Annotated in this window: 15 protein-coding genes, 1 pseudogene and 2 riboswitches; of the genes and pseudogenes, 10 read left to right on the forward strand and 6 right to left on the reverse strand. The window is 71.2% G+C overall.

Annotation, left to right across the window (positions count from 1 at the left end; translation table 11 throughout):
* Positions 1 to 754: 754 nt before the first annotated feature.
* Positions 755 to 1,939: a tyrosine-type recombinase/integrase gene (locus HNR07_RS35980; protein WP_184369010.1), complete on the reverse strand. Its 1,185-nt coding sequence runs from the start codon at positions 1,937 to 1,939 to the stop codon at positions 755 to 757.
* Between the two features lie 102 nt (positions 1,940 to 2,041).
* Here HNR07_RS35980 and HNR07_RS35315 point away from each other — a divergent pair.
* Positions 2,042 to 2,182 (forward strand): annotated as a pseudogene (locus HNR07_RS35315) (peptide-methionine (S)-S-oxide reductase MsrA); the annotation flags it as partial.
* Positions 2,183 to 2,403: 221 nt separating this feature from the next.
* Here the strand turns inward: HNR07_RS35315 and HNR07_RS29590 are convergent.
* From HNR07_RS29590 to HNR07_RS29600, 3 genes are all read right to left on the reverse strand, one after another.
* Complete coding sequence (locus HNR07_RS29590; RefSeq protein WP_184369013.1) at positions 2,404 to 4,005, reverse strand: aldehyde dehydrogenase (NADP(+)); 1,602 nt, start codon at positions 4,003 to 4,005, stop codon at positions 2,404 to 2,406.
* Between the two features lie 50 nt (positions 4,006 to 4,055).
* A complete protein-coding gene (locus HNR07_RS29595; protein WP_184369016.1) occupies positions 4,056 to 4,979 on the reverse strand; it encodes a 5-dehydro-4-deoxyglucarate dehydratase in 924 nt (307 codons plus the stop codon).
* A 93-nt stretch (positions 4,980 to 5,072) separates the two neighbouring features.
* Complete coding sequence (locus tag HNR07_RS29600; RefSeq protein ID WP_184369019.1) at positions 5,073 to 5,975, reverse strand: LysR family transcriptional regulator; 903 nt, start codon at positions 5,973 to 5,975, stop codon at positions 5,073 to 5,075.
* A gap of 318 nt (positions 5,976 to 6,293) precedes the next feature.
* Here HNR07_RS29600 and HNR07_RS29605 point away from each other — a divergent pair, with 318 nt between their 5' ends.
* The gene (locus HNR07_RS29605) at positions 6,294 to 7,319 is read left to right on the forward strand and encodes an acyltransferase (RefSeq protein WP_184372898.1); all 1,026 of its coding nucleotides are present in this window, start codon (positions 6,294 to 6,296) and stop codon (positions 7,317 to 7,319) included.
* A 13-nt stretch (positions 7,320 to 7,332) separates the two neighbouring features.
* On the opposite strand, the gene HNR07_RS29610 is transcribed toward HNR07_RS29605, so the two are convergent.
* Positions 7,333 to 7,590: an SHOCT domain-containing protein gene (locus HNR07_RS29610; RefSeq protein ID WP_221318977.1), complete on the reverse strand. Its 258-nt coding sequence runs from the start codon at positions 7,588 to 7,590 to the stop codon at positions 7,333 to 7,335.
* A gap of 305 nt (positions 7,591 to 7,895) precedes the next feature.
* Between HNR07_RS29610 and HNR07_RS29615 the strand changes: the two genes are divergently transcribed.
* The 8 genes from HNR07_RS29615 (at position 7,896) to HNR07_RS29650 (ending at position 19,151) form a co-directional block, all read left to right on the forward strand.
* On the forward strand, positions 7,896 to 9,230 hold the full coding sequence (locus tag HNR07_RS29615; protein ID WP_246420578.1) for a PP2C family protein-serine/threonine phosphatase: 1,335 nt from the start codon (positions 7,896 to 7,898) through the stop codon (positions 9,228 to 9,230).
* A 15-nt stretch (positions 9,231 to 9,245) separates the two neighbouring features.
* Positions 9,246 to 9,459, forward strand: a riboswitch (cobalamin riboswitch).
* Positions 9,460 to 9,519: 60 nt separating this feature from the next.
* Positions 9,520 to 10,581 (forward strand): ABC transporter substrate-binding protein, encoded by a 1,062-nt coding sequence (locus HNR07_RS29620; protein ID WP_184369022.1) that lies wholly within the window; start codon positions 9,520 to 9,522, stop codon positions 10,579 to 10,581.
* Positions 10,578 to 11,594 carry a FecCD family ABC transporter permease gene (locus HNR07_RS29625; protein ID WP_184369025.1) on the forward strand — a complete coding sequence of 339 codons (1,017 nt, stop codon included), beginning with the start codon at positions 10,578 to 10,580 and terminating at the stop codon, positions 11,592 to 11,594. The genes HNR07_RS29620 and HNR07_RS29625 overlap by 4 nt, the downstream gene beginning before the upstream one ends.
* On the forward strand, positions 11,591 to 12,397 hold the full coding sequence (locus tag HNR07_RS29630; RefSeq protein WP_184369028.1) for an ABC transporter ATP-binding protein: 807 nt from the start codon (positions 11,591 to 11,593) through the stop codon (positions 12,395 to 12,397). Before HNR07_RS29625 ends, HNR07_RS29630 begins: the two co-directional genes overlap by 4 nt.
* A 94-nt stretch (positions 12,398 to 12,491) precedes the next feature.
* Positions 12,492 to 12,609, forward strand: a riboswitch (cobalamin riboswitch).
* 35 nt (positions 12,610 to 12,644) lie between these two features.
* On the forward strand, positions 12,645 to 16,235 hold the full coding sequence (cobN, locus tag HNR07_RS29635) for a cobaltochelatase subunit CobN (RefSeq protein WP_184369031.1): 3,591 nt from the start codon (positions 12,645 to 12,647) through the stop codon (positions 16,233 to 16,235).
* Positions 16,232 to 16,957 (forward strand): precorrin-6A synthase (deacetylating), encoded by a 726-nt coding sequence (gene cobF, locus HNR07_RS29640; RefSeq protein WP_184369034.1) that lies wholly within the window; start codon positions 16,232 to 16,234, stop codon positions 16,955 to 16,957. Before cobN ends, cobF begins: the two co-directional genes overlap by 4 nt.
* Positions 16,954 to 18,435: a cobyric acid synthase gene (locus HNR07_RS29645; RefSeq protein WP_184369037.1), complete on the forward strand. Its 1,482-nt coding sequence runs from the start codon at positions 16,954 to 16,956 to the stop codon at positions 18,433 to 18,435. Before cobF ends, HNR07_RS29645 begins: the two co-directional genes overlap by 4 nt.
* Complete coding sequence (locus HNR07_RS29650) at positions 18,432 to 19,151, forward strand: cobalt-precorrin-6A reductase (protein ID WP_184369040.1); 720 nt, start codon at positions 18,432 to 18,434, stop codon at positions 19,149 to 19,151. The genes HNR07_RS29645 and HNR07_RS29650 overlap by 4 nt, the downstream gene beginning before the upstream one ends.
* 31 nt (positions 19,152 to 19,182) lie before the next feature.
* On the opposite strand, the gene HNR07_RS29655 is transcribed toward HNR07_RS29650, so the two are convergent.
* Positions 19,183 to 19,740 (reverse strand): Uma2 family endonuclease, encoded by a 558-nt coding sequence (locus tag HNR07_RS29655; protein WP_184369044.1) that lies wholly within the window; start codon positions 19,738 to 19,740, stop codon positions 19,183 to 19,185.
* Positions 19,741 to 19,744 lie beyond the last annotated feature (4 nt).

The following is a 19,744-nucleotide window of genomic DNA, read 5'->3' on the forward strand; positions in this document are numbered from 1 at the left end:
AAGGCTGCTCCGTATGAACCACAGCGGTTCACGGTCAGTGCCACCCAGGTCTTCTTGGGGGGTGCCTTGTACCAGTGTGTGCCCTCCAGAGGTTGCATCTGTACGCCGTGCATGCTGCGGCAGCTGTCACAAGCTGGCAGCGAAACGCCTTGTACTCCTTGAGCGGCCAGTTCGGGCCAGGGTGTGACCACGAGGGGCAAGGATGGTGAGCAGAATCAGCGAAACCACAAACGAAGCTGAAGCCGCAACCTCTTGCGGCTTCCGCTAAGCATTCTGATGAACCACTGCTTCGAAGCGCCGGGCCATTTCGGTAGTGCTTAGTGCTTTCGATCGTGGTTGGATGAAATCCACCAGGCGCCGAAGAGGAGATGATTCCCTGTTTGACTTTCAGGGTGGCTGTGCCTTGGTGGGGTTAGCGTCGGGGATTCGTCCAATCTAAGAATTACACGAATGCCTGTTCTGATGCATCTGGTCCGCTGTAGTATTCATATTCCTGGAAAGGAGAGATTGGCGAAACGGGATGATGGGAGCATGGAACGACTTATGACGCTCAAGGAGGTGGCGCTGTACCTGGGTAAATCTGAGCGATGGACTCGGATGGAAGGACGAGAACTCGGACTTCCATTAGTGGTTATTGGTAGGTCTCTGCGGTGCGATCCTGGCGAGCTGAAAAAGTGGGTCCATCAGCAGAGATAGAGATCGTTGAAAAGCGAGGTCCCCGGCGGTAAGCCGGGGACCTCTGGTCTTAATGGTCCTACTGGAACAATGCCTTGCTGACCACCCTGCTCATGCTTGTGAGTGATTCGGGAAGCAAGTGCTTGTAGGTCTTGTGGGTGACCTGCATGTCCGTGTGTCCCATGTAGTCAGCTACGTCTGACAGCGGGATGCCGTTGCGCACGGCCGTTGAGGCAAAGAAATGCCTCAGGCTTTTTGTGTTGACCTCGTCTGGGACCTGAGCGATGCGCCGTGCCATGCTAAAAGTGGTGGCCCACGCTGCATGCGAGATGGGGACGTCTCTCAGATGCCCGGAATCCTGCGGAACGCGGAGCTTCAGGTACTCACGTCGCATCCCGCGGATGTAGTAGCCGTCCGGGGTGAGCCCGTACTGCTCCTCGTGTTCTTTCATGCGGGAGACCAGTTCATCGCTGATCGGGGTGTCCCGGTACTCGCCCTGGAGCCGGTGCTTGAGGGGTCCGAACTCACCGTGCTTGGTCCACTGGTGGTTGATCCTGTAGGTGTTGCCAGCTCGCAGGCATGAGGTGTTGGTGGCCAGGATTTCTCCCAGGCGTAGCCCGCATCCCGCCCCCAGGTAGATCCCTAGACGCAAGTGGGGCGGCATGGCCTCGGCAAGAGCATGGATCTCCTTTGCCGTGGGCAGGTAGAACTCGCTGAAAGGTTCGGGCGGCAAGGGAATACGGGTCACAGGGTTCTCCTTGATGATCTTCTCCAACAGGGCTTCCTCAAAAATCATGTGCAGCAGGTCGCGTGTGACCTTGAGTCGCCCGTAGGTGAACCCCTTGTCGATGAGATGCTTGAACTGGCCCAGCACATGCGGTTTGCGAGCGATGCGATTGATCGGCAGACGCCCCAGCTCGGGATAGACGTGGTTCTCCAGGATGCTGCGGTAGTTACGTTGGGTGTTCTTGCCCAAGTCGATCCGACCCTGCAGGTAGTCGCTGGTGAACCGTTCGAAGGACGGCGCTGAACGGCTGCTGGTGCGCTCAACGGGCGCCTCGGCGAACTTCGCCTTGTTGATCTCCTTCAGCCGGCTCTCCGCCTGCCTACGAGTCCAACCCTTGTCGCTGCCTTCCTCGCGGGGCCTGCTGTCGATGCGGTAACGGATGTGCCACTCGTGCTTGCATCGTGTCTGGTCAGCGCACTCACAGCGCTTGAAGATGCTGCCCTTGCCGTGGCCGAGGCTGATCGGCTTTTGAGGCACTACTTGGCTCCCTTGTCGTCCAGGGGGAGCTGGTGATGGTTGAACGATGGTTGCTCCCATCAAGGAAGAAGCCATATAGGGCCCAACCTGTGACAACACCCGTTCGCTCTGCACTACCACCAGCAGTACCTGTCCGACGCCAAGAACCCCAACGGCTACTGCGGTATCGGCGGCACCGGTGCCAGCTGCCCGATCGGGGTCGCGGCCTCGGACGGCGCGGACTCTGCGCGCGCGGCCGAGTAGTACCGCCGAGTACCTGCGAGTGGGCGGACCAGGAGCCGCCGCGCCCGGGCACCGGTCCCGCCCGGCCGGGGTTCTGCAGAACCCCGGCCGGGCGGCACACCCTCAACACACCGTGCGGGGGAGTTTCGGGCCGAGCCCCCGACCCGCGACCAGATACCGCCCGGGCACCGCGTCCTCGCGTGCCGGGCTCGTCCTTCAGGTGCGGCTCGGCTGCGCTCCCCTCACCCCGCAGCCGGGAGGGCGCCGTCGACGCGACGGATCAGGTTCCAGGGGTTGTCCACGCGCACCGGTGCGGGCTGTAGCGCGGCCGGGACGTTCTGGTACACCACCGGCCGCAGGAAGCGCTCGACGGCCGCGGTGCCCACCGAGGTGGAGCGCCCGTCCGAGGTGGCCGGGAACGGGCCGCCGTGGACCATGGCGTCGCCGACGTCCACGCCGGTGGGCCAGCCGTTGACCAGGATCCTGCCCGCGCGCAGTTCGAGGGTGTCGAGGAGCTCGCGTACGTCCTCACCGGTGTCGGTCTCGGCGTCCAGGCGCAGTGTGGCGGTGAGCTGTCCCTCCAGGCCCTCGGCCAGAGACGGCAGCTGGTCGGCCGAACCGTAGCGGACCACCAGGCAGACCGCGCCGAAGACCTCCTCCGACAGTTCGGGCGTGCCGGTGAAGGTCGCGGCGTCGGTGGTGTACACGGCCGGGGCCGGGGCGTTCTCGCCCTCGCCGCTCCGGCCGCGGCCGACCTCGCGCACACCGGCGATGCCGGCGAGCCTCTTCTCGTGCTCCAGACGCGAGGCGCAGATCCCCGGGGTCAGCATGGTCTGCCCGGTGGCGGCCGTGAGCCTGTCGCGGATCCGGGAGACCAGGTCGTCGCCCTCCTCCCCCTCCGGGACGAGCAGCAGCCCCGGGGCGGTGCACAGCTGACCGGCCGAACCGTTCAGCGAGGCCACGAACCCGTCGGCCAGCGCGTCGCGGTCGCCGGAAAGCGCCGAGGGCAGCACGAAGACCGGGTTGACGGAGCTCATCTCGGCGTACACCGGGATCGGCACCTCACGTGCGGCGGCGGTCGCCGTCAGCGCGGTGCCTCCGCCGCGGGAGCCGGTGAAGCCGACGGCCCTGATGCGGGGATCGGCCACGAGCCGCTGCCCCACCGCCGTCCCCCGGCCGAAGACGAGGGAGAAGACGCCCCCCGGCAGGCCGTGCTCCGCGACGGCGCGGGACAGCGCCCGGCCGACCAGCAGCCCGGTGGCGGGGTGGGCGTTGTGGGCCTTGAAGACCACGGGGCAGCCCGCGGCCAGCGCCGAGGCGGTGTCGCCGCCCGCCACCGAGAAGGCGAGCGGGAAGTTGGAGGCGCCGAAGACCGCGACCGGCCCCAGCGGCAGTGTGCGCCGGCGAAGGTCGGGGCGGGGCAGCGGGGCGCGGTCGGGCAGCGCGGGCTCGATGCGCACCCCGTGGTGGTCACCGGCCCGGACGAGGTCGGCGAACATCCTGAGCTGGTTCGTCGTCCGGGCCAGCTCACCGCGCAGCCGCGCCTCGGGCAGCCCCGTCTCGCGCATGGCGGTGGCGACGATCTCCTCGCCCTCCTGCGCGATGTTCCCGGCGGCGGTCTCCAGGAAGGCCGCGCGCGCCTCGGGGGAGGTCTTGCGGTAGACGGCGAAGGCCTCCTCCGCGGCGCGGGTGGCACAGGCCAGCTGCTCGGCGTCGAGCAGGGTGAATTCCGGGCCGGTCGGCGCGTCCAGGGCCGGGTCGACGGCCCTGACGGTGCCGTCGGTACCGGGGACCGGATCCCCCGCGATCAGTGAGTGGTGGGTCTGCCCGGTCGATGGGGTCATGGTGTGTTCCTGTGGCTGCGTCGGTGGCGGTGGTGTCTGCGTCACGGGTGTCAGGCGGCGGCGGTGATGGTGCCGATCAGGGCGTCCAGCCGCGCCTGCTCCTGGGCTGACAGGTCGCGCAGGGGCGGGCGGACCGGACCGGCGTCGCGTCCGACGGAGCGCAGTCCGGCCTTGACGATGGACACCCCGTACCCGTTGCCGAGGTCGCGGATGTCCAGGTAGGGGAGCACGAAGCCGGTCAGTTTGCGCTGGACCTCCTTCTGGTCCTGCGCGCGCACGCTCCGGTAGAAGTCGAGCGCGAACTCCGGGGCGAAGTTGAACATGGCGGAGGAGTAGGTGCTCAGGCCGAGCTGGAGCAGGGGGAGGGCGAACGTCTCGGCCGTGGGCAGGCCGCCCAGGTAGAACAGCCGGTCCCCGTTGGCCGACAGCACGCGCGCGAGCTGTTCGAGGTTGCCGATGCCGTCCTTGAACCCGATCAGGTTGGGGTGCGCCTCCGCGAGCCGTGCGACCGTGTCGGCGCTGTAGACGGCGTTGGCGCGGTTGTAGAGGATCACCCCGAGGCTCGTGGCCTCCAGGACGGCCCCGGCGTGGGCGCGCAGGCCCTCCTGGGTGCTCTCGGTCAGGTAGGGCGGCAGCAGTAGCAGGCCGTGCGCGCCGGCTTCCTCGGCCTGGCGTGCGAGCGCGACCGCCTGGGCGGTGTTGCCGCTCGCCGAGCTGAGCACCGGCACGCCGTCGCGGACCGTGGCGACCGCGGTCCGGGTGACGGCGCCGTGCTCCTCGGGGGTGAGGGAGAAGCCCTCGCCGGTGCCCCCGGCGATGAACAGGCCGCCGATGTCGAAGCCGGACTGCCATTCCAGGTGCGCGACGAGCTTGGCCTCGTCCACCCGGAGGTCCTCGGTGAACGGTGTGACCGGGAAGGACAGCAGTCCGTCCTTGAGGACACCGGCGAGCTCTGCGGGAGTGTAGTCGGACATCAGCGGCCTCCACGGGAGGGGGAACGGGCGCTGTTCACGCTAGAGACTTCCCGTGATGCCTGTCCAAGCTACTTTTCGTATAAGCCGATACCTTCAGGGTATGGGTCGTGCGGGGTCGACCGGCTCGCGCAGCAGCGGGAGCGCTCGGTGCAGTGCGGGGTTGGTGGAGGACGACAGCCAGACCGCGTGCAGTTGCACGGCGTCGGCGGGGGACTCCAGGAGCGGGAGCATCCTGACCCCGGGCATCCCCAGGTGCCGGGTGGAGCAGGGGACCAGCGCCACGCCGTGCCCGGCGCCCACGAGCGCCACCAGGGTGAGGATCTGGGCCGCCGTGTGCGTCACCTGGTCCGCCCGGACCTCGACGAGGTCCGTCACCAGGTCGCTGAAGTACCCGGCCCGGTCGGGGGAGTACGTGATCATCGGCTCGTGTGTGAGCTCCCGGGCGGACACGGGTGTGCCGCGACTCGCGAGACGGTGCCCGGACGGTACCGCCACCACCAGGGGTTCGGTCAGCAGCGGGGCGGAGGCCGCGTCCTCCAGCCGGAAGGGCGGGCGCGCCAGTCCGATGTCGATCGCACCGCTGCGCAACCCCTCCAACTGCTGGGAGGTGACCATCTCGTGCAGCTCGACGGCCACCCCGGGTACGGCTTCCTTCGTTCGGGCGAGTACGGGGCCCAGCACGCTGAAACTGGAGGCGGCGGTGTAGCCCAGCCGGATCAGGCCGACCCGGCCCGAGGCGATGAGCTGCGCCCGGCGCGGGGCGCGGTCGGCCATCTCCAACAGCTGGTGGCACTCGTCCCGGAAGGCCTCGCCCGCGGCCGTGAGCGACACCCCGCGCGGCTCGCGTAGCAGGAGGGTGACTCCGAGCGTCTTCTCCAGTTTCTGGATCTGACGGCTCAGCGGTGGCTGTGTCATGTGGAGCCGTTCGGCGGCCCGCCCGAAGTGCAGTTCCTCGGCGACGGCGACGAATGCTCTGGCCTGGTCGAGCGTGAGCAATCCGCGCGCCTCCCCGGCTGTGCAGCAAAGGTATGAGCCTATGCGAAATGCGGCTCGGGCGGATCTTCCCCCGGTTCCTTGCTTCCGGGGCCCGTTTCACGCGTCGTCGGCCGCACTCGTCTGTGGTTCGGGCGGTTCTGAGCCCGGCACGCGAACACACCCCGTCCGGGCGGTTCCGAGGACCGGGTCGGTGCGCCGCTGTCCGCCGGGTCCGAGTTGAACTTTAAGATAACGGAATGGTATCGATGGGGGGTGCGTGTAGACAGAGCCCTCACCCAAGCGCCCGTGCCCTCCTCTGCCACCCCGCAGACCTCGTGGATGGAGTTCGCCCGGGTCGCCGCGATGGCCGCGGTCGTCGTCGTGCACGCCTACTCCCCGATGGTGAGTACGGTCCACGCCGACCTGGGCGGCCCCACCTGGTGGACGGCCAACGTCGTGGACGCCGGGCTGCGCTGGTGCGTGGCGGTGTTCGTCATGATCAGCGGCGCGCTGCTGCTGCGCCCCCGCGAGGAGGGCGCGGGTGACTTCTACCGCAAGCGGTGGGCCAAGATCGGGGTCCCCCTGCTCGTGTGGACCGCCGCCTACCTGCTCTGGCAGTCCTGGCGCGACGGCATCGACACCTCCCAGGCACTCGCCCAGGCCGCGTCGGGCTCACCCTCCATCCACCTCTACTTCCTCTACGTCATCGCGGGCCTGTACCTGTTCACGCCGTTCCTGCGGACGGTGGTCGCGCACACCCCGCGCAGCGGGCTGTGGTGGCTGACCGGTGTAGCGCTCGCCGTGGGCGTCGTCGACCAGCTGCTGTCACTGGTCGACGGGGTCGGCGGAGTGAGCGCCCTCACCCGCTTCCTGCCGTTCCTCGGCTACTACCTGCTGGGCTGGCTGCTGCTGAGCACCGACCCCGGACCCCGGACCACGCGCCGCGGGGTCATCGCCCTCGTCCTGGGGGTGGCCGGCACCGCCGCGGGGGCCGGGGCGGCCGCGCACCTGGCGGGGGAGTGGGGCACCGGAGGCGAGTACTTCTACGACTTCCTCTCCCCGCCGATGATCCTCGCCGGCGTGGGCGCCTACCTGACCCTGCGCGCCGCGGGTACCCGCCTGGCGCGGGCGCGCGGCCCGATGGCGGAGACCGCCCGCCGGGTCGTGGGCGCGGTGGCCGGGTTGAGTCTGGGCGTCTACCTCGTGCACGTCATGGTGCTGTACACCCTGCGGGACCTGTGGGGGATGCCCGAGGGCTACCTCACCCTGTTCGCCGCCGCGGGCTACGCCGTCGCGACGGCGGTGATCAGCCTGGCCCTGGTGGCCCTCGCCCAGCGGGTCCCCCTGGTACGAGCCGCCGTCTGAGGCGGGGCGGGTGTCAACCGTGCCCGGCCTCGCGGAGCGCCTCCAGGCGCTCGCGGTACTCCTTCGTGTCGACCTCCCCGCGTGCGAAGCGCTCCGACAGCACTGTCGCGGGCGTTCGCCCACCGGTCGAACCGGCGGACCTGCTCTCTTTCAGCAGGTACCTGGTGAGCGCCGCTATCGCGAGAATGACCAGGACCCACAGCAGGACCATTCCGACGGTCGTGAAGCCGAACGTCCAGCCACTCATTCCCTCGTATCCCCAGCCGTGCATGGTCGCAGCTCCCTCCTCGGTTCCCCGTCCCACCAGGCTACGCTTCGGTGACGCGGGTCACATGGTGCCAAAGGCCCCTTTCGCCAGGCCGAAGGCGCGGCCGGTCGTAGAGTCCGCCGCCGTGGTCGGCGCCGAGCGCGCCGACCACGGCGGCTCGCCCGACCCACCGGCCGAGCCTTCACACACCGGATCCTCACACGCGCGACCTGTGAAAGGAGGGGCACGGCCAGCGCGAACCCGACATACTTGGGTGAGACGGCAGAACCCGGCTGGGTGTGTGCTGATGCCGCTGGAAGGGGGACACGATGACGGGTACGGACGACTCACAGTGCCCTGTACCGCGATCCGGAGCAGCCTCGGAGCAGGCCCTGCACCACGCCGCACAGCAGATCCAGGACCTGGTGCGCGCACAGGGGCGGATGAACTCCCTACTGGAGGCGGTACTGGCGCTCAGCCAGGACCTGGAGCTGTCCGCCGTGCTCCACCGGGTGGTCACCACCGCGATGGACCTGGTCGGGGCCCGCTACGGCGCACTCGGTGTCCTCCGCGAACACGGCAGCGGGCTATCCCAGTTCATCCCGGTCGGGTTGAGCGAGGAGGAGGTCGAGCGCCTGGCCGGGGTCGAGTACCCGACCGGGCACGGGCTGCTCGGCCGGATGATCCACCAGCGCGAACCGCTGCGGGTGCGGGACATCGGCGCACACCCCGACTCCGCCGGTTTCCCGCCCGGCCACCCTCCGATGCGCACCCTGCTCGGCGTGGCCATCAGCGTGCGCGGGCGCGTCTACGGCAACCTTTACCTGTCCACCCGCCACGACGGCCTGCCCTTCGACGTGCAGGACGAGGAAGTGGTCACCGCCCTGGCCGGCGCCGCGGGTGTCGCCATCGAGAACGCCCGCCTGTACGAGGAGGTCCGCTCCGGTGCCGAGCGCTTCCAGCGCCTGCTGCTGCCCCGCCTGACCGACCTTTCGCCCTTCGAGGTGGCCGCCGTCTACCAACCAGCCGAGGGCCGCCACCACCTCGGCGGGGACTGGTACGACGCCCTGATGCTTCCCGACGGCGCCTGCGCCGCGGTGATCGGCGACGTGGTCGGCCACGACCTGGTCGCCGCGGCGGCCATGTCCCAGACCCGCAGTATGCTGCGCGCCCTGCTGTACGACCGGGGCACCCCCGCCAGCAAGGTGCTGACCCAGCTGGACCACACCCTGCACGCCATCACGGAGAACCCGGTGACCACGGCCTGCCTGGCCAGGATCGAACCCGCGGGCCGTGGTTGGGACCTGTGCTGGAGCACGGCCGGCCATCCGCCGCCCCTCCTGCTCGCCCCCGGCAGCGAACCCCGCTACCTGGAGGCGGAGCCCGGACTGCCGCTCGGCGTGGACGCGGCGCTCGAACGCCCGGACCACCGGTGCGCGCTGTCGGTGTCGACGACGGTGGTGCTCTACACGGACGGCCTCGTCGAGCACCCCCGGCACCACCTCGACAGCGGGATGGACGCCCTGGCCGGGGTCGCCGCCAAGCACGCCGAGGGGTCCCTGGAGGACCTGTGCGAGGCCCTGGTGGCGAACGCACCCGGCGACGGCCACGACGACGTGGCGGTCCTGGCGCTGCGCACACCCGCCGTCCTGCCCGCCGCGTAGGCTCCGCAAGGCCCTTGTTATCCTTCCGGGGCCAGTCGTACCACGTAGGTGGTCAGGGAATCCGGTGCGAATCCGGAACTGACGCGCAGCGGTGTGGGGGACGGGCGGGGTAGTGACGCCACTGGGGCTCGGGCACGCGGACGGCGACGTCCGCGCGGCACCGGTCCTGGGAAGGCACCCCGTCCGGAGGAACCCGAGTCCGAAGACCTGCTGGCCCCTCCGCGTCGAGTGCGCGGAGGCGCTCCCATGCCAGGCTCCGCGTTCGAGTCCCGACACCTGAGGCATTCCCATGTCGCGTCACGCGCTCCCGTCCCTCCCCCTTTCCCCCTTCGCCCTCCTGCTCGTTCCCGTCCTCGCCCTCACCGCCTGCGGTACCGGCCAGGCCGAATCCGACGGGGAGCCGGACGCCGCCGCGGCCGACGGCGGCTACCCCCGCACCATCGACAACTGCGGTTACGAGGTCACCCTCGACGCGCCCCCGGAACGGGTGGTCTCCCTCAACCAGGGCAGCACCGAGATCCTGCTCTCCCTCGGGCTGGAGGACCGTGTGGCGGGCACCGCCACCTGGACCGACCCGATCATGGAGGGGCTGGAGGAAGCCAACGCCGACATCCCCCGGCTGGCCGAGAACAACCCCTCGTTCGAGCGGGTCCTGGAAGCCGAACCCGACTTCGTCACGGCCTCCTTCGTCTCCACCCTGGGCACCGGAGGCGTCGCCAGCCGCGAGCAGTTCGAGGAGCTCGGTGTGCCCGCCTACGTCTCCCCGACCGACTGCGACGCGGGCAAGGACAACAGCAGCGGGGGAGACGGCTCCCGCAGCGAACAGCTCACCCTCGACGCGGTCTACGGCGAGATCCGCGACCTCGCCCTCGTCTTCGACGTCGAGGAGCGCGGCGAGGAACTCGTCGGGGAGCTCCAGGAACGGGTGGAGGAGGCGACCCGGGACCTGGACGCCTCCGACGTCTCCCTCATGTACTGGTTCGCCAACTCCGAGGCGCCCTACCTGGCGGGCTGCTGCGGCGCACCCGGCGCCATCACCCGTGCGATCGGCGCCGAGAACGCCTTCGACGACACCCACGACGAGTGGCCCCAGATCAACTGGGAGACCGTCGCCGACCGCGACCCCGACGTGATCGTACTGGGCGACCTGACCCGTGAGTCCCAGACCGCGGAGACCGCCGAGGCCAAGATCGCCTTCCTGGAGGGCAACCCGGCCACCAGCAACCTCACCGCGGTGCGGCAGGAGCGGTACGTCCTGCTCAGCGGTCAGGCCATGAACCCCGCCATCCGGACCGTGGAGGGGGTCGAGCTGGTCGCCGAGGGCCTGCGCGAGCTCGGGCTCGCCCAGTGACCCGTGCGCGTCTGGCGCTCCTCACCGGCGGCGGCCTGGTGGTACTGGCCGTCTCGGTCTCGGTGGCGGTGACCATCGGTCCCGCCGACATCACTCCCGCCGAGGTCTGGAGGTCGGTGGCCGCGCGGCTCGGCTTCGGGCAGAGCCCGCTGTCGCCGCTGCGCGAGGGCATCGTGTGGAACCTGCGCCTGCCCCGGACCCTGCTCGCCGCCGTGTGCGGGGCGGGTCTGGCCCTGTGCGGCGCGGTCATGCAGTCGCTGCTCCGCAACCCGCTGGCCGACCCCTTCGTGCTCGGAGTCTCCTCGGGCGCCTCGACCGGCGCGGTCGCCGTGATCGTGCTCGGCTGGGGGGTGGGCGTGCTCTCGATGTCGGCCGGAGCCTTCGTCGGTGCCCTGCTCTCCTTCGGGATGGTGATGCTGCTCAGCCACACCCTCGGCGGCAGCATGGACCGCGTCGTGCTGTCCGGGGTCGCGGCGATGCAGCTGTTCTCCGCCCTGACCTCGTTCATCGTGCTGACCTCGGCGGACGCCGAGACCACCAGGGGCGTGCTGTTCTGGCTGCTGGGCTCGCTCAGCGGTGCGGGGTGGTCCGACGTGTTCCTGTGCGGGACGGTGCTGTTCTCGGTGCTGGCCGTGTGCCTGGCCAACACCACCACGCTCGACGCCTTCGCCTTCGGGGAGGAGGCCGCCGCGAACCTGGGGGTGCGTGTCACGCACGCCCGCATCGTCCTGTTGAGCGTCACCGCCCTGCTCACCGCCGTCCTGGTCAGCTCGGCCGGGGCGATCGGGTTCGTGGGGCTGGTCCTGCCGCACGCGGCCAGGGCGCTCACCGGTTCCGCGCACGCCCGGCTCCTGCCGGTGACCGCCCTGGCGGGCGCCGTCTTCCTGGTGTGGGTGGACACGGTCGCCCGTACCGCGCTCGACCCGCAGGAGATCCCGGTGGGGGTGGTGACCTCGCTCATCGGGGTGCCCGCCTTCATCGCCGTGCTGTACCGAGTCAGGAGCAAGACGTGAACGACTCCGACCGCCTGGTCGCGACGGACGGGCTCAGTACGGAGGGCGGGCTCAGAGCGGAGCGGGTCAGCCGTGAGGTCGGCGGCCGGCTCGTACTCGACGGCGTGACCATCGCGCCCCGCCCGGGCGAGACCATCGGCCTGCTGGGCCCCAACGGCTCGGGAAAGTCCACCCTGCTGAGGCTGCTCTCCGGGGTGCTCGCCCCGTCCGCCGGTGTGGTCACCCTGGACGAGCGACCCCTGGCCAGGACCGGGCGACGCGCCCTGGCACGGCGGATCGCCACCGTCCAGCAGAACGCGCACACCCAGACCGAGCTCACCGTCCGGGAGGTCGTCGCCCTGGGCCGCATCCCGCACCGCCGCGCGTGGGCACCGATGTCCGCCGCTGACCTGGAGGCCGTCCGGGGCGCGCTGGAGCGCGCCGGACTCACGGACCTGGCGGACCGGTCCTGGCACACCCTCTCCGGAGGCGAGCGCCAGCGGGCCCAGATCGCCCGCGCACTCGCCCAGGAACCGGAGGAGCTCCTGCTCGACGAGCCGACCAACCACCTCGACATCCAGTACCAGATCGACCTGCTGGAACTGGTCGCGGGACTGCCGGTGACCTCGGTGATCGCCCTGCACGACCTCAACCTCGCCGCGATGTACTGCGACCGCCTGCTCGTGCTGAGGCAGGGCCGTGTCGTCGCCGAGGGCACACCCTCGCAGGTCCTGACCGCCCCCCTCATCGGTGAGGTCTACGGGGTGCGGGTCGAGGTCCTGGCGGGATCGGACGGCCCGGTGGTCCGTTTCCTGCGCAGATGAGACCGAGGTAAGGCGCTGCTGAGGCCGGGGGCGGGCCCGGCCCCCGGCCTCCGGGCTTCCCCGCGCGGGCGCCTCCGTCGGCCTCCCGTTACAGTGTGAGTCCTTTGCTCGTGGTACAGGAACCCGGTGCGATTCCGGGGCGGTTCCGCCACTGTGATGCCCCGTCTCCTCACGGGGCGCAGCCAGACACTGGCCGCGGGCAGTCCGACCGCCGATGGGGCGAGAACCCCGAGGGAGGAATCCGACCATGACGGTACGGATCGCTCTGCTGTCCACCTCCGACACCGACCTGCTCTCCGCCCGCTCCAGCGGGGCCGAGTACGTCTGGGCCAACCCGTCCCGGGCCTCCGACGCCGAACTCACCGGCGCCGTCGAGCGGGCCGACCTCGTGGTGGTGCGCCTGCTGGGCTCCTCACACGACCTGTGGCCCGGTCTGTCCGCCGTCCGCGAGCGGGGCACGCCCCTGGTGGTCCTCAGCGGAGAACAGCAGCCCAGCGCCGAGCTGATGGAGCACTCCACCGTCCCGATCGGGCTGGCCACCGAGGCCCACCGCTACCTCGCCGAGGGCGGCCCGGCCAACCTCGCCCGCCTGCACGCCTTCCTCTCCGACACCGTGCTGCTCACCGGTGAGGGGTTCGAACCCCCGGCCGCCCTGCCGCTGTGGGGCTTCCCCGATCGGGATCGCCCGGCCGCCCCCGACCTGCCACGGGTCGGCATCCTCTACTACCGGGCCCACGAGGCGGGCGGCAACACCGCCTTCGCGCACGCCCTGGCCGACGCCGTCGACGCGACCGGGCAGGCCGTGGGCGTGCCGGTCTTCGCCGGGTCGCTGCGGTCGGCCCCCGACGACCTCTACGAGGCGCTCGGCGACCTCGACACCCTGATCGTCACCGTCCTGGCCGCGGGCGGCAGCGTGCCCGCCTCGGCGAGCGCGGGCGGTGACGACGAGGCGTGGGACGTGGAGCGCATGGCCGCCCTGGACGTCCCCGTCATCCAGGGCCTGTGCCTGACCAGCTCGCGCGCGGACTGGGAGGCCTCCGAGGACGGGGTCACCCCGCTGGACTCGGCCACCCAGATCGCCATCCCCGAGTTCGACGGCCGCATCATCACGGTGCCGTTCTCCTTCAAGGAGATCGACGGCGACGGCCTGCCCCGCTACGTCGCCGACCCCGAACGCTGCACCCGGCTCGCGGGCACCGCGGTCGCCCACGCGCGCCTGCGGCACGTCCCCGCCGCCGAGAAGCGGATCGCCCTCGTGCTGTCGGCCTACCCGACCAAGCACTCCCGCATCGGCAACGCGGTCGGCCTCGACACCCCGCGCTCCCTCGTGCGCCTGTTGCGCCGCCTGCGCCAGGAGGGCTACGACCTGGGTTCACCCGAGGACCTGCCGGGCCTGGACCTGGAGGACGAGACCGAGGCGGGCGACGCGCTGATCCACGCCCTGATCGAGGCGGGCGGCCAGGACGAGGACTGGCTGACGTCGGTTCAGCTCACCGACGCCCACGTGCGGATCACGGCCGAGCAGTACGCCGCCTGGACCGAGGGTCTGCCCGCCACCCTGAAGGAGGCGATGCGGGAGAAGTGGGGCCCCGGGCCCGGGAGCCTCTACGTCAACGACGCGGGCGAGCTCGTGCTGGCCGCCCTGCGCGCGGGCAACGTGGTCGTCATGGTCCAGCCGCCGCGCGGGTTCGGGGAGAACCCGATCGCGATCTACCACGACCCCGACCTGCCGCCCAGCCACCACTACCTGGCCGCCTACCGCTGGCTGGAACACGGGTTCGGCGCGCACGCCGTCGTGCACCTGGGCAAGCACGGTTCCCTGGAGTGGCTGCCCGGCAAGAACGCCGCCCTGTCGGCGGAGTGCGCCACCGACGCCGTCCTGGGCGACCTGCCCCTGATCTACCCGTTCCTGGTCAACGACCCGGGAGAGGGCGCCCAGGCCAAGCGCCGCGCGCACGCCACGGTCGTCGACCACCTCATCCCGCCGATGGCCCGCGCCGAGACCTACGGCGACATCGCACGCCTGGAGCAGCTCCTCGACGAGTACGCCAACATCGCCGCGATGGACCCGGCCAAGCTGCCCGCGGTCCGGGGTGAGATCTGGGCGCTGATGCGCGCCGCCGAGATGCACCGCGACCTGGGCCTCGAGGAACGTCCCGACGACGAGGAGTTCGACGACTTCCTGCTGCACGTCGACGGCTGGCTGTGCGAGATCAAGGACACCCAGATCCGCGACGGACTGCACGTGCTCGGTGAGGCGCCGGACGGGGAGAGCAGGGTCAACCTGGTCATGGCCGTGCTGCGCGCCGCCCAGGTCTGGGGCGGGGTCGGCCAGGCGGTTCCGGGCCTGCGCGCCGCCCTCGGACTCAAGGAGGACGCCCCCACCTCCGAGGTCGACGAGGTGGAGGCCCTGGCGCGCGGACTCGTGGAGCGGATGGAAGAGGCGGGCTGGGACCCGGCCGCCGTGGAGGGCCTGCACGACGACCCGGGAGTGCGCTCCGTCCTCGCCTTCGCCGCCGCCCAGGTGACACCGCGCCTGGCCCGGACCACCGACGAACTCGACCACGTCCTGCACGCGCTCGAAGGCGGTTTCATCCCCGCGGGCCCGTCCGGCTCCCCGCTGCGCGGGCTGGTCAACGTGCTGCCGACCGGCCGCAACTTCTACACCGTCGACCCGCGCGCGGTACCCTCCCGGCTGGCCTGGCAGACCGGCCAGGCGATGGCCGACTCGCTGCTGCGCCGCCACCTGGAGGAGACCGGCACCTACCCGGAGTCGGTCGGCCTGTCGGTGTGGGGCACCTCCGCCATGCGCACCTCCGGCGACGACATCGCCGAGGTCCTGGCCCTGCTGGGCGTGCGCCCCGAATGGGACGAGGCCTCCCGGCGGGTGTCCCGGCTGGAGGTGGTGCCGCTGGAGGAACTGGGCCGACCGCGCGTGGACGTCACGGTGCGCATCTCCGGTTTCTTCCGCGACGCCTTCCCGCACGTCGTGGCCATGCTCGACGACGCCGTCCAACTGGTCGCCGACCTCGACGAGCCCGACGACCAGAACCACGTGCGCGCCCACACCCGGGCCGACCTGGCCGAGCACGGCGACCACCGCCGGGCCACCACCCGGATCTTCGGTTCGGCCCCCGGCTCCTACGGCGCGGGCATCCTGCAGGTCGTGGAGTCGGGCAACTGGCGCGACGACGCCGACCTGGCCGAGGTCTACACGGCCTGGGGCGGCTTCGCCTACGGCCGGGGCCTGGACGGCGCCCCGGCCGCCGACGACATGCGCGCCAACTACCGCCGGATCAGGGTCGCGGCCAAGAACATCGACAGCGCCGAACACGACATCGCCGACTCCGACGACTACTTCCAGTACCACGGCGGCATGATCGCCACCGTGCGGGCGCTGACCGGCGCGGACCCCAAGGCCTACGTCGGCGACTCCACCAACCCCGACGCGGTGCGCACCCGGCCCCTGGCCGACGAGACCGCCCGGGTGTTCCGCGCCCGCGTGGTCAACCCCCGCTGGATCGCGGCGATGCGCCGCCACGGCTACAAGGGCGCCTTCGAACTGGCGGCCACCGTCGACTACCTGTTCGGCTTCGACGCCACCGCCGGGGTCGTGCACGACTGGATGTACGAGAAGCTGGCAGCCGAGTACGTGCTGGACGCCGAGACCCAGGAGTTCCTGCGCCGCTCCAACCCGTGGGCGCTGCACGGCATCGTCGAGCGGCTGCACGAGGCCGCCCGGCGCGGGCTGTGGGCCGAGCCGGACCCGGAGACGAGGCGGGCGCTCCAGGAGGTCTACCTGGAGGTCGAGGGCGACCTGGAGGAGAGGGCCGAGTGAGGGTGCGGATCCTGGGGATCGGGATGGGTCCCCAGCACGTCACCGGTGAGGTCGCCGACGCCCTGCGCGGCTGCGACTACGCCGTCGCCGTCCGCAAACGGGACGACGACGGCCTGTTCGCCCTGCGCCAGGAGGTCTGCGACGCCTACGGGGTGCCGCTGGTGGCGGTGCCCGACCCCGAGCGTGACCGCGACGACCCCGCCGACTACCCGGCGGCGGTCGCCGACTGGCACGAGGCGCGCGTGGCCGCCTTCGAGCGGGTGCTGGGCGAACGCGGCGGCACCGCGGCCTTCCTGGTCTGGGGCGACCCCTCCCTGTACGACTCCACCCTGCGGATCGTCGCGCGGATCGCCGAACGGGGCAACGTCGACGTGGACCACGACGTGCTCCCCGGGATCAGCGCACCCCAGCTCCTGGCCGCCCGGCACCGGATCGTGCTGCACGGGGTGGGCCGCCCGGTGCACGTCACCACGGCCCGGCGGCTGCCCGAGGCCGTGGCGGCGGGGCAGGACAACATCCTCGTCATGCTCACCGGGCGGCACGGCTTCGAGGGCCTTGAGGACTGGTCCCTGTGGTGGGGCGCCAACCTGGGCACCGACTCCGAGGAACTGGTCTCCGGGCGGGTGGCGGACGTCCTGCCCGAGGTCGGGGCGGCGCGTCGGCGGGCCAGGGACAAGGCGGGCTGGGTGATGGACACCGCCCTGCTGAGGAGATCCGAATGAGCGGGCTGCTGGTCGCCGGGACCACCTCCGACGCGGGCAAGAGCGTGGTCACCACCGCCCTGTGCCGTGCCCTCGCCCGCCGGGGCGTGCGGGTGGCGCCGTACAAGGCGCAGAACATGTCCAACAACTCCATGGTCTGCCACGGCCCGGACGGGCACCCGGCGGAGATCGGCCGCGCCCAGTGGGTGCAGGCGCTGGCCGCCCGCGCGATCCCCGAACCCGCGATGAACCCGGTGCTGCTCAAACCGGGCAGCGACCGGCGCAGCCACGCCGTGCTGATGGGCCACCCCGCCGGGGAGGTGTCCTCCTCGGACTGGGAGGCCGGGCGGCGCCACCTGGCCGAGGCCGCGCACACCGCCTTCGACGACCTGTCCGGGCGCTACGACGTGGTCGTCGCCGAGGGCGCGGGCAGCCCCGCCGAGATCAACCTGCGCGCGGGCGACTACGTCAACATGGGCCTGGCACGGCACGCGGGGCTGCCCGTGGTGGTGGTCGGCGACATCGACCGGGGCGGGGTGTTCGCCGCGATGTACGGGACGGTGGCGCTGCTGGAACCCGCCGACCAGACGCTGATCGCCGGTTTCGTGGTGAACAAGTTCCGGGGCGACCACGGCCTGCTCCAACCGGGCCTGGACGACCTGGAACGGATCACCGGCCGCCGGGTGTTCGGGACGCTGCCCTGGGACCCCGGGCTGTGGCTGGACTCCGAGGACGCCCTCGACCTGGAGGGGCGGCGGGCCGACGGGGAGGCGGCGCTGCGGGTGGCGGTGGTGCGCCTGCCCCGGATCAGCAACTTCACCGACGTGGACGCGCTCGGCCTGGAACCCGGGCTCGACGTGGTCTTCGCCTCCGGGCCGCGCGACCTCGCCGACGCCGACCTCGTGGTGCTGCCCGGCACCCGCTCCACCCTCGCCGACCTGGCCTGGCTGCGCTCGCGCGGCCTGGACGCGGCGATCACCGAACACGTGCGCCGGGGGCGCCCGCTGCTCGGGATCTGCGGCGGCTTCCAGATGCTCGGGCGCACGGTCACCGACCCCGAGGGCGTCGAGGCCGCGCCGGGTTCCTCGGCGGAGGGACTGGGCCTGCTGGACGTGCGCACCGACTTCACCGCCGAGAAGACCCTGCGGCTGCCCGAGGGCGAGGCGCTGGGCGCGCCCGCGCACGGCTACGAGATCCACCACGGACGCGTCACTGTGGAGGAGGGCGCGGAGGAGTTCCTGGGCGGAGCGCGTTCAGGCCAGGTCTTCGGCACCATGTGGCACGGGAGCCTGGAGGGCGACGCCTTCCGGGCGGCCTTCCTCTCCCAGGCTCTGGGGTACGGGCCGTCCGGGACGGACTTCCCGGCCGCGCGTGAGCGGCGGATGGACCTGCTCGCGGACCTCGCGGAGCGGTACCTGGACGTCGACGCGCTGCTGGGGCTGGCCCGCGAGGGTGCGCCCGCCGGACTTCCCCTGCTCGGACGGGAGTTCGCACGATGAGGATTCTGCTCCTGGGCGGCACCTCCGAGGCCCGTGAGCTGGCCGCCCTGCTGGTCGAGGCCGGTGTGGACGTGACGACCTCGCTCGCCGGGCGGGTGGCCCGGCCGCGACTGCCGGTGGGGAAGGTACGGATCGGCGGGTTCGGCGGGGTCGAGGGCCTGCGCGCGGCCCTGGCCGACTACGACGCGGTGGTGGACGCCACCCACCCCTTCGCGCTCGGGATGACCGCGAACGCGGCGGCGGCCTGCACGGACCTGCCGCTGCTGCGCCTGGAACGGCCGGGCTGGGACCCGGACCCGGCCTGGCACTACGCCCAGACCCACGAGGAGGCGGCGCGAATGGCGGCCGGACTCGGGGAGCGGCCGTTCGTGACGGTCGGTCGCCAGGAACTGGCCCGCTTCGTGCCCGCCCTGGGCGAGCGCGCGGTCCTGGCCCGGGTGGTGGACGTGCCCGAGCTCGAACTCCCCGGTGCCTGGCGCCTGCTGACCAGCCGGGGTCCGTACCTGCTCGAAGGCGAGCTGGAGCTGATGGCCGGGCACCGGGCGGACGTGCTCATCACCAAGGACTCCGGCGGTACCTACACCTGGCCGAAGATGGCGGCCGCCGGACGGCTCGGTGTCCCGGTCGTGGTGGTGCGCCGCCCTGCCGGACCGGAGGGCGTGCCCACGGTCCACAGGGTGTCGGACGCCTTCGACTGGGTGACCGGGGTGGAGTGAGCGAAGGCCGCTGGTCCGTCTCCCGTAGCTGTCAGCGGGCGAACCACTTCTTCAACCCGTCGGTGTCCAGGGTGATCCCGGTACCGGGGATCCCGACCTCGTCGCCGTAGACGTGCCTCGACCGGTCCTGGTACTCACCGCGTTCGGGCCGTGAGTGCACCACCACGGAGTTCATGTCGCGGTCCACCAGCAGGTAGACGGGGATTTCGGTGGCGGCGTAGGCGGCGGGTTTCTCGACCCGGTCGCGGGCATGGGTGTCGGCGTCCCAGGAGGTCACCTCGATCACGGCGAGGACCCCCTTGGGGTCGGCCCACTCGCCTTTGCCGTCGAAGTGGCCGACCGGGGCGAGAACGCCGTCGGGGCGGGCCCGCCCGTTGCGGTAGGTGTCGATCTTCAGGCCTTGGCCCTGGATGAGGTCCAGGTCGGTCCGGTGCGCCATGAACTGGCGGAACAGCCACGTCAGGATGCTGTTGTGACCTCCGTCGGTCCCGCCTTCGGCCCAGATCCTCCCGTTGACGAATTCGAGTTTGACGTCTTCGTGCTCGGCGACCAGGGCGATCGGCTCGAACTGCTGAACGGTGACAGTCATGGCG

This window comes from Nocardiopsis metallicus, assembly GCF_014201115.1.
GTDB lineage: Bacteria > Actinomycetota > Actinomycetes > Streptosporangiales > Streptosporangiaceae > Nocardiopsis > Nocardiopsis metallicus.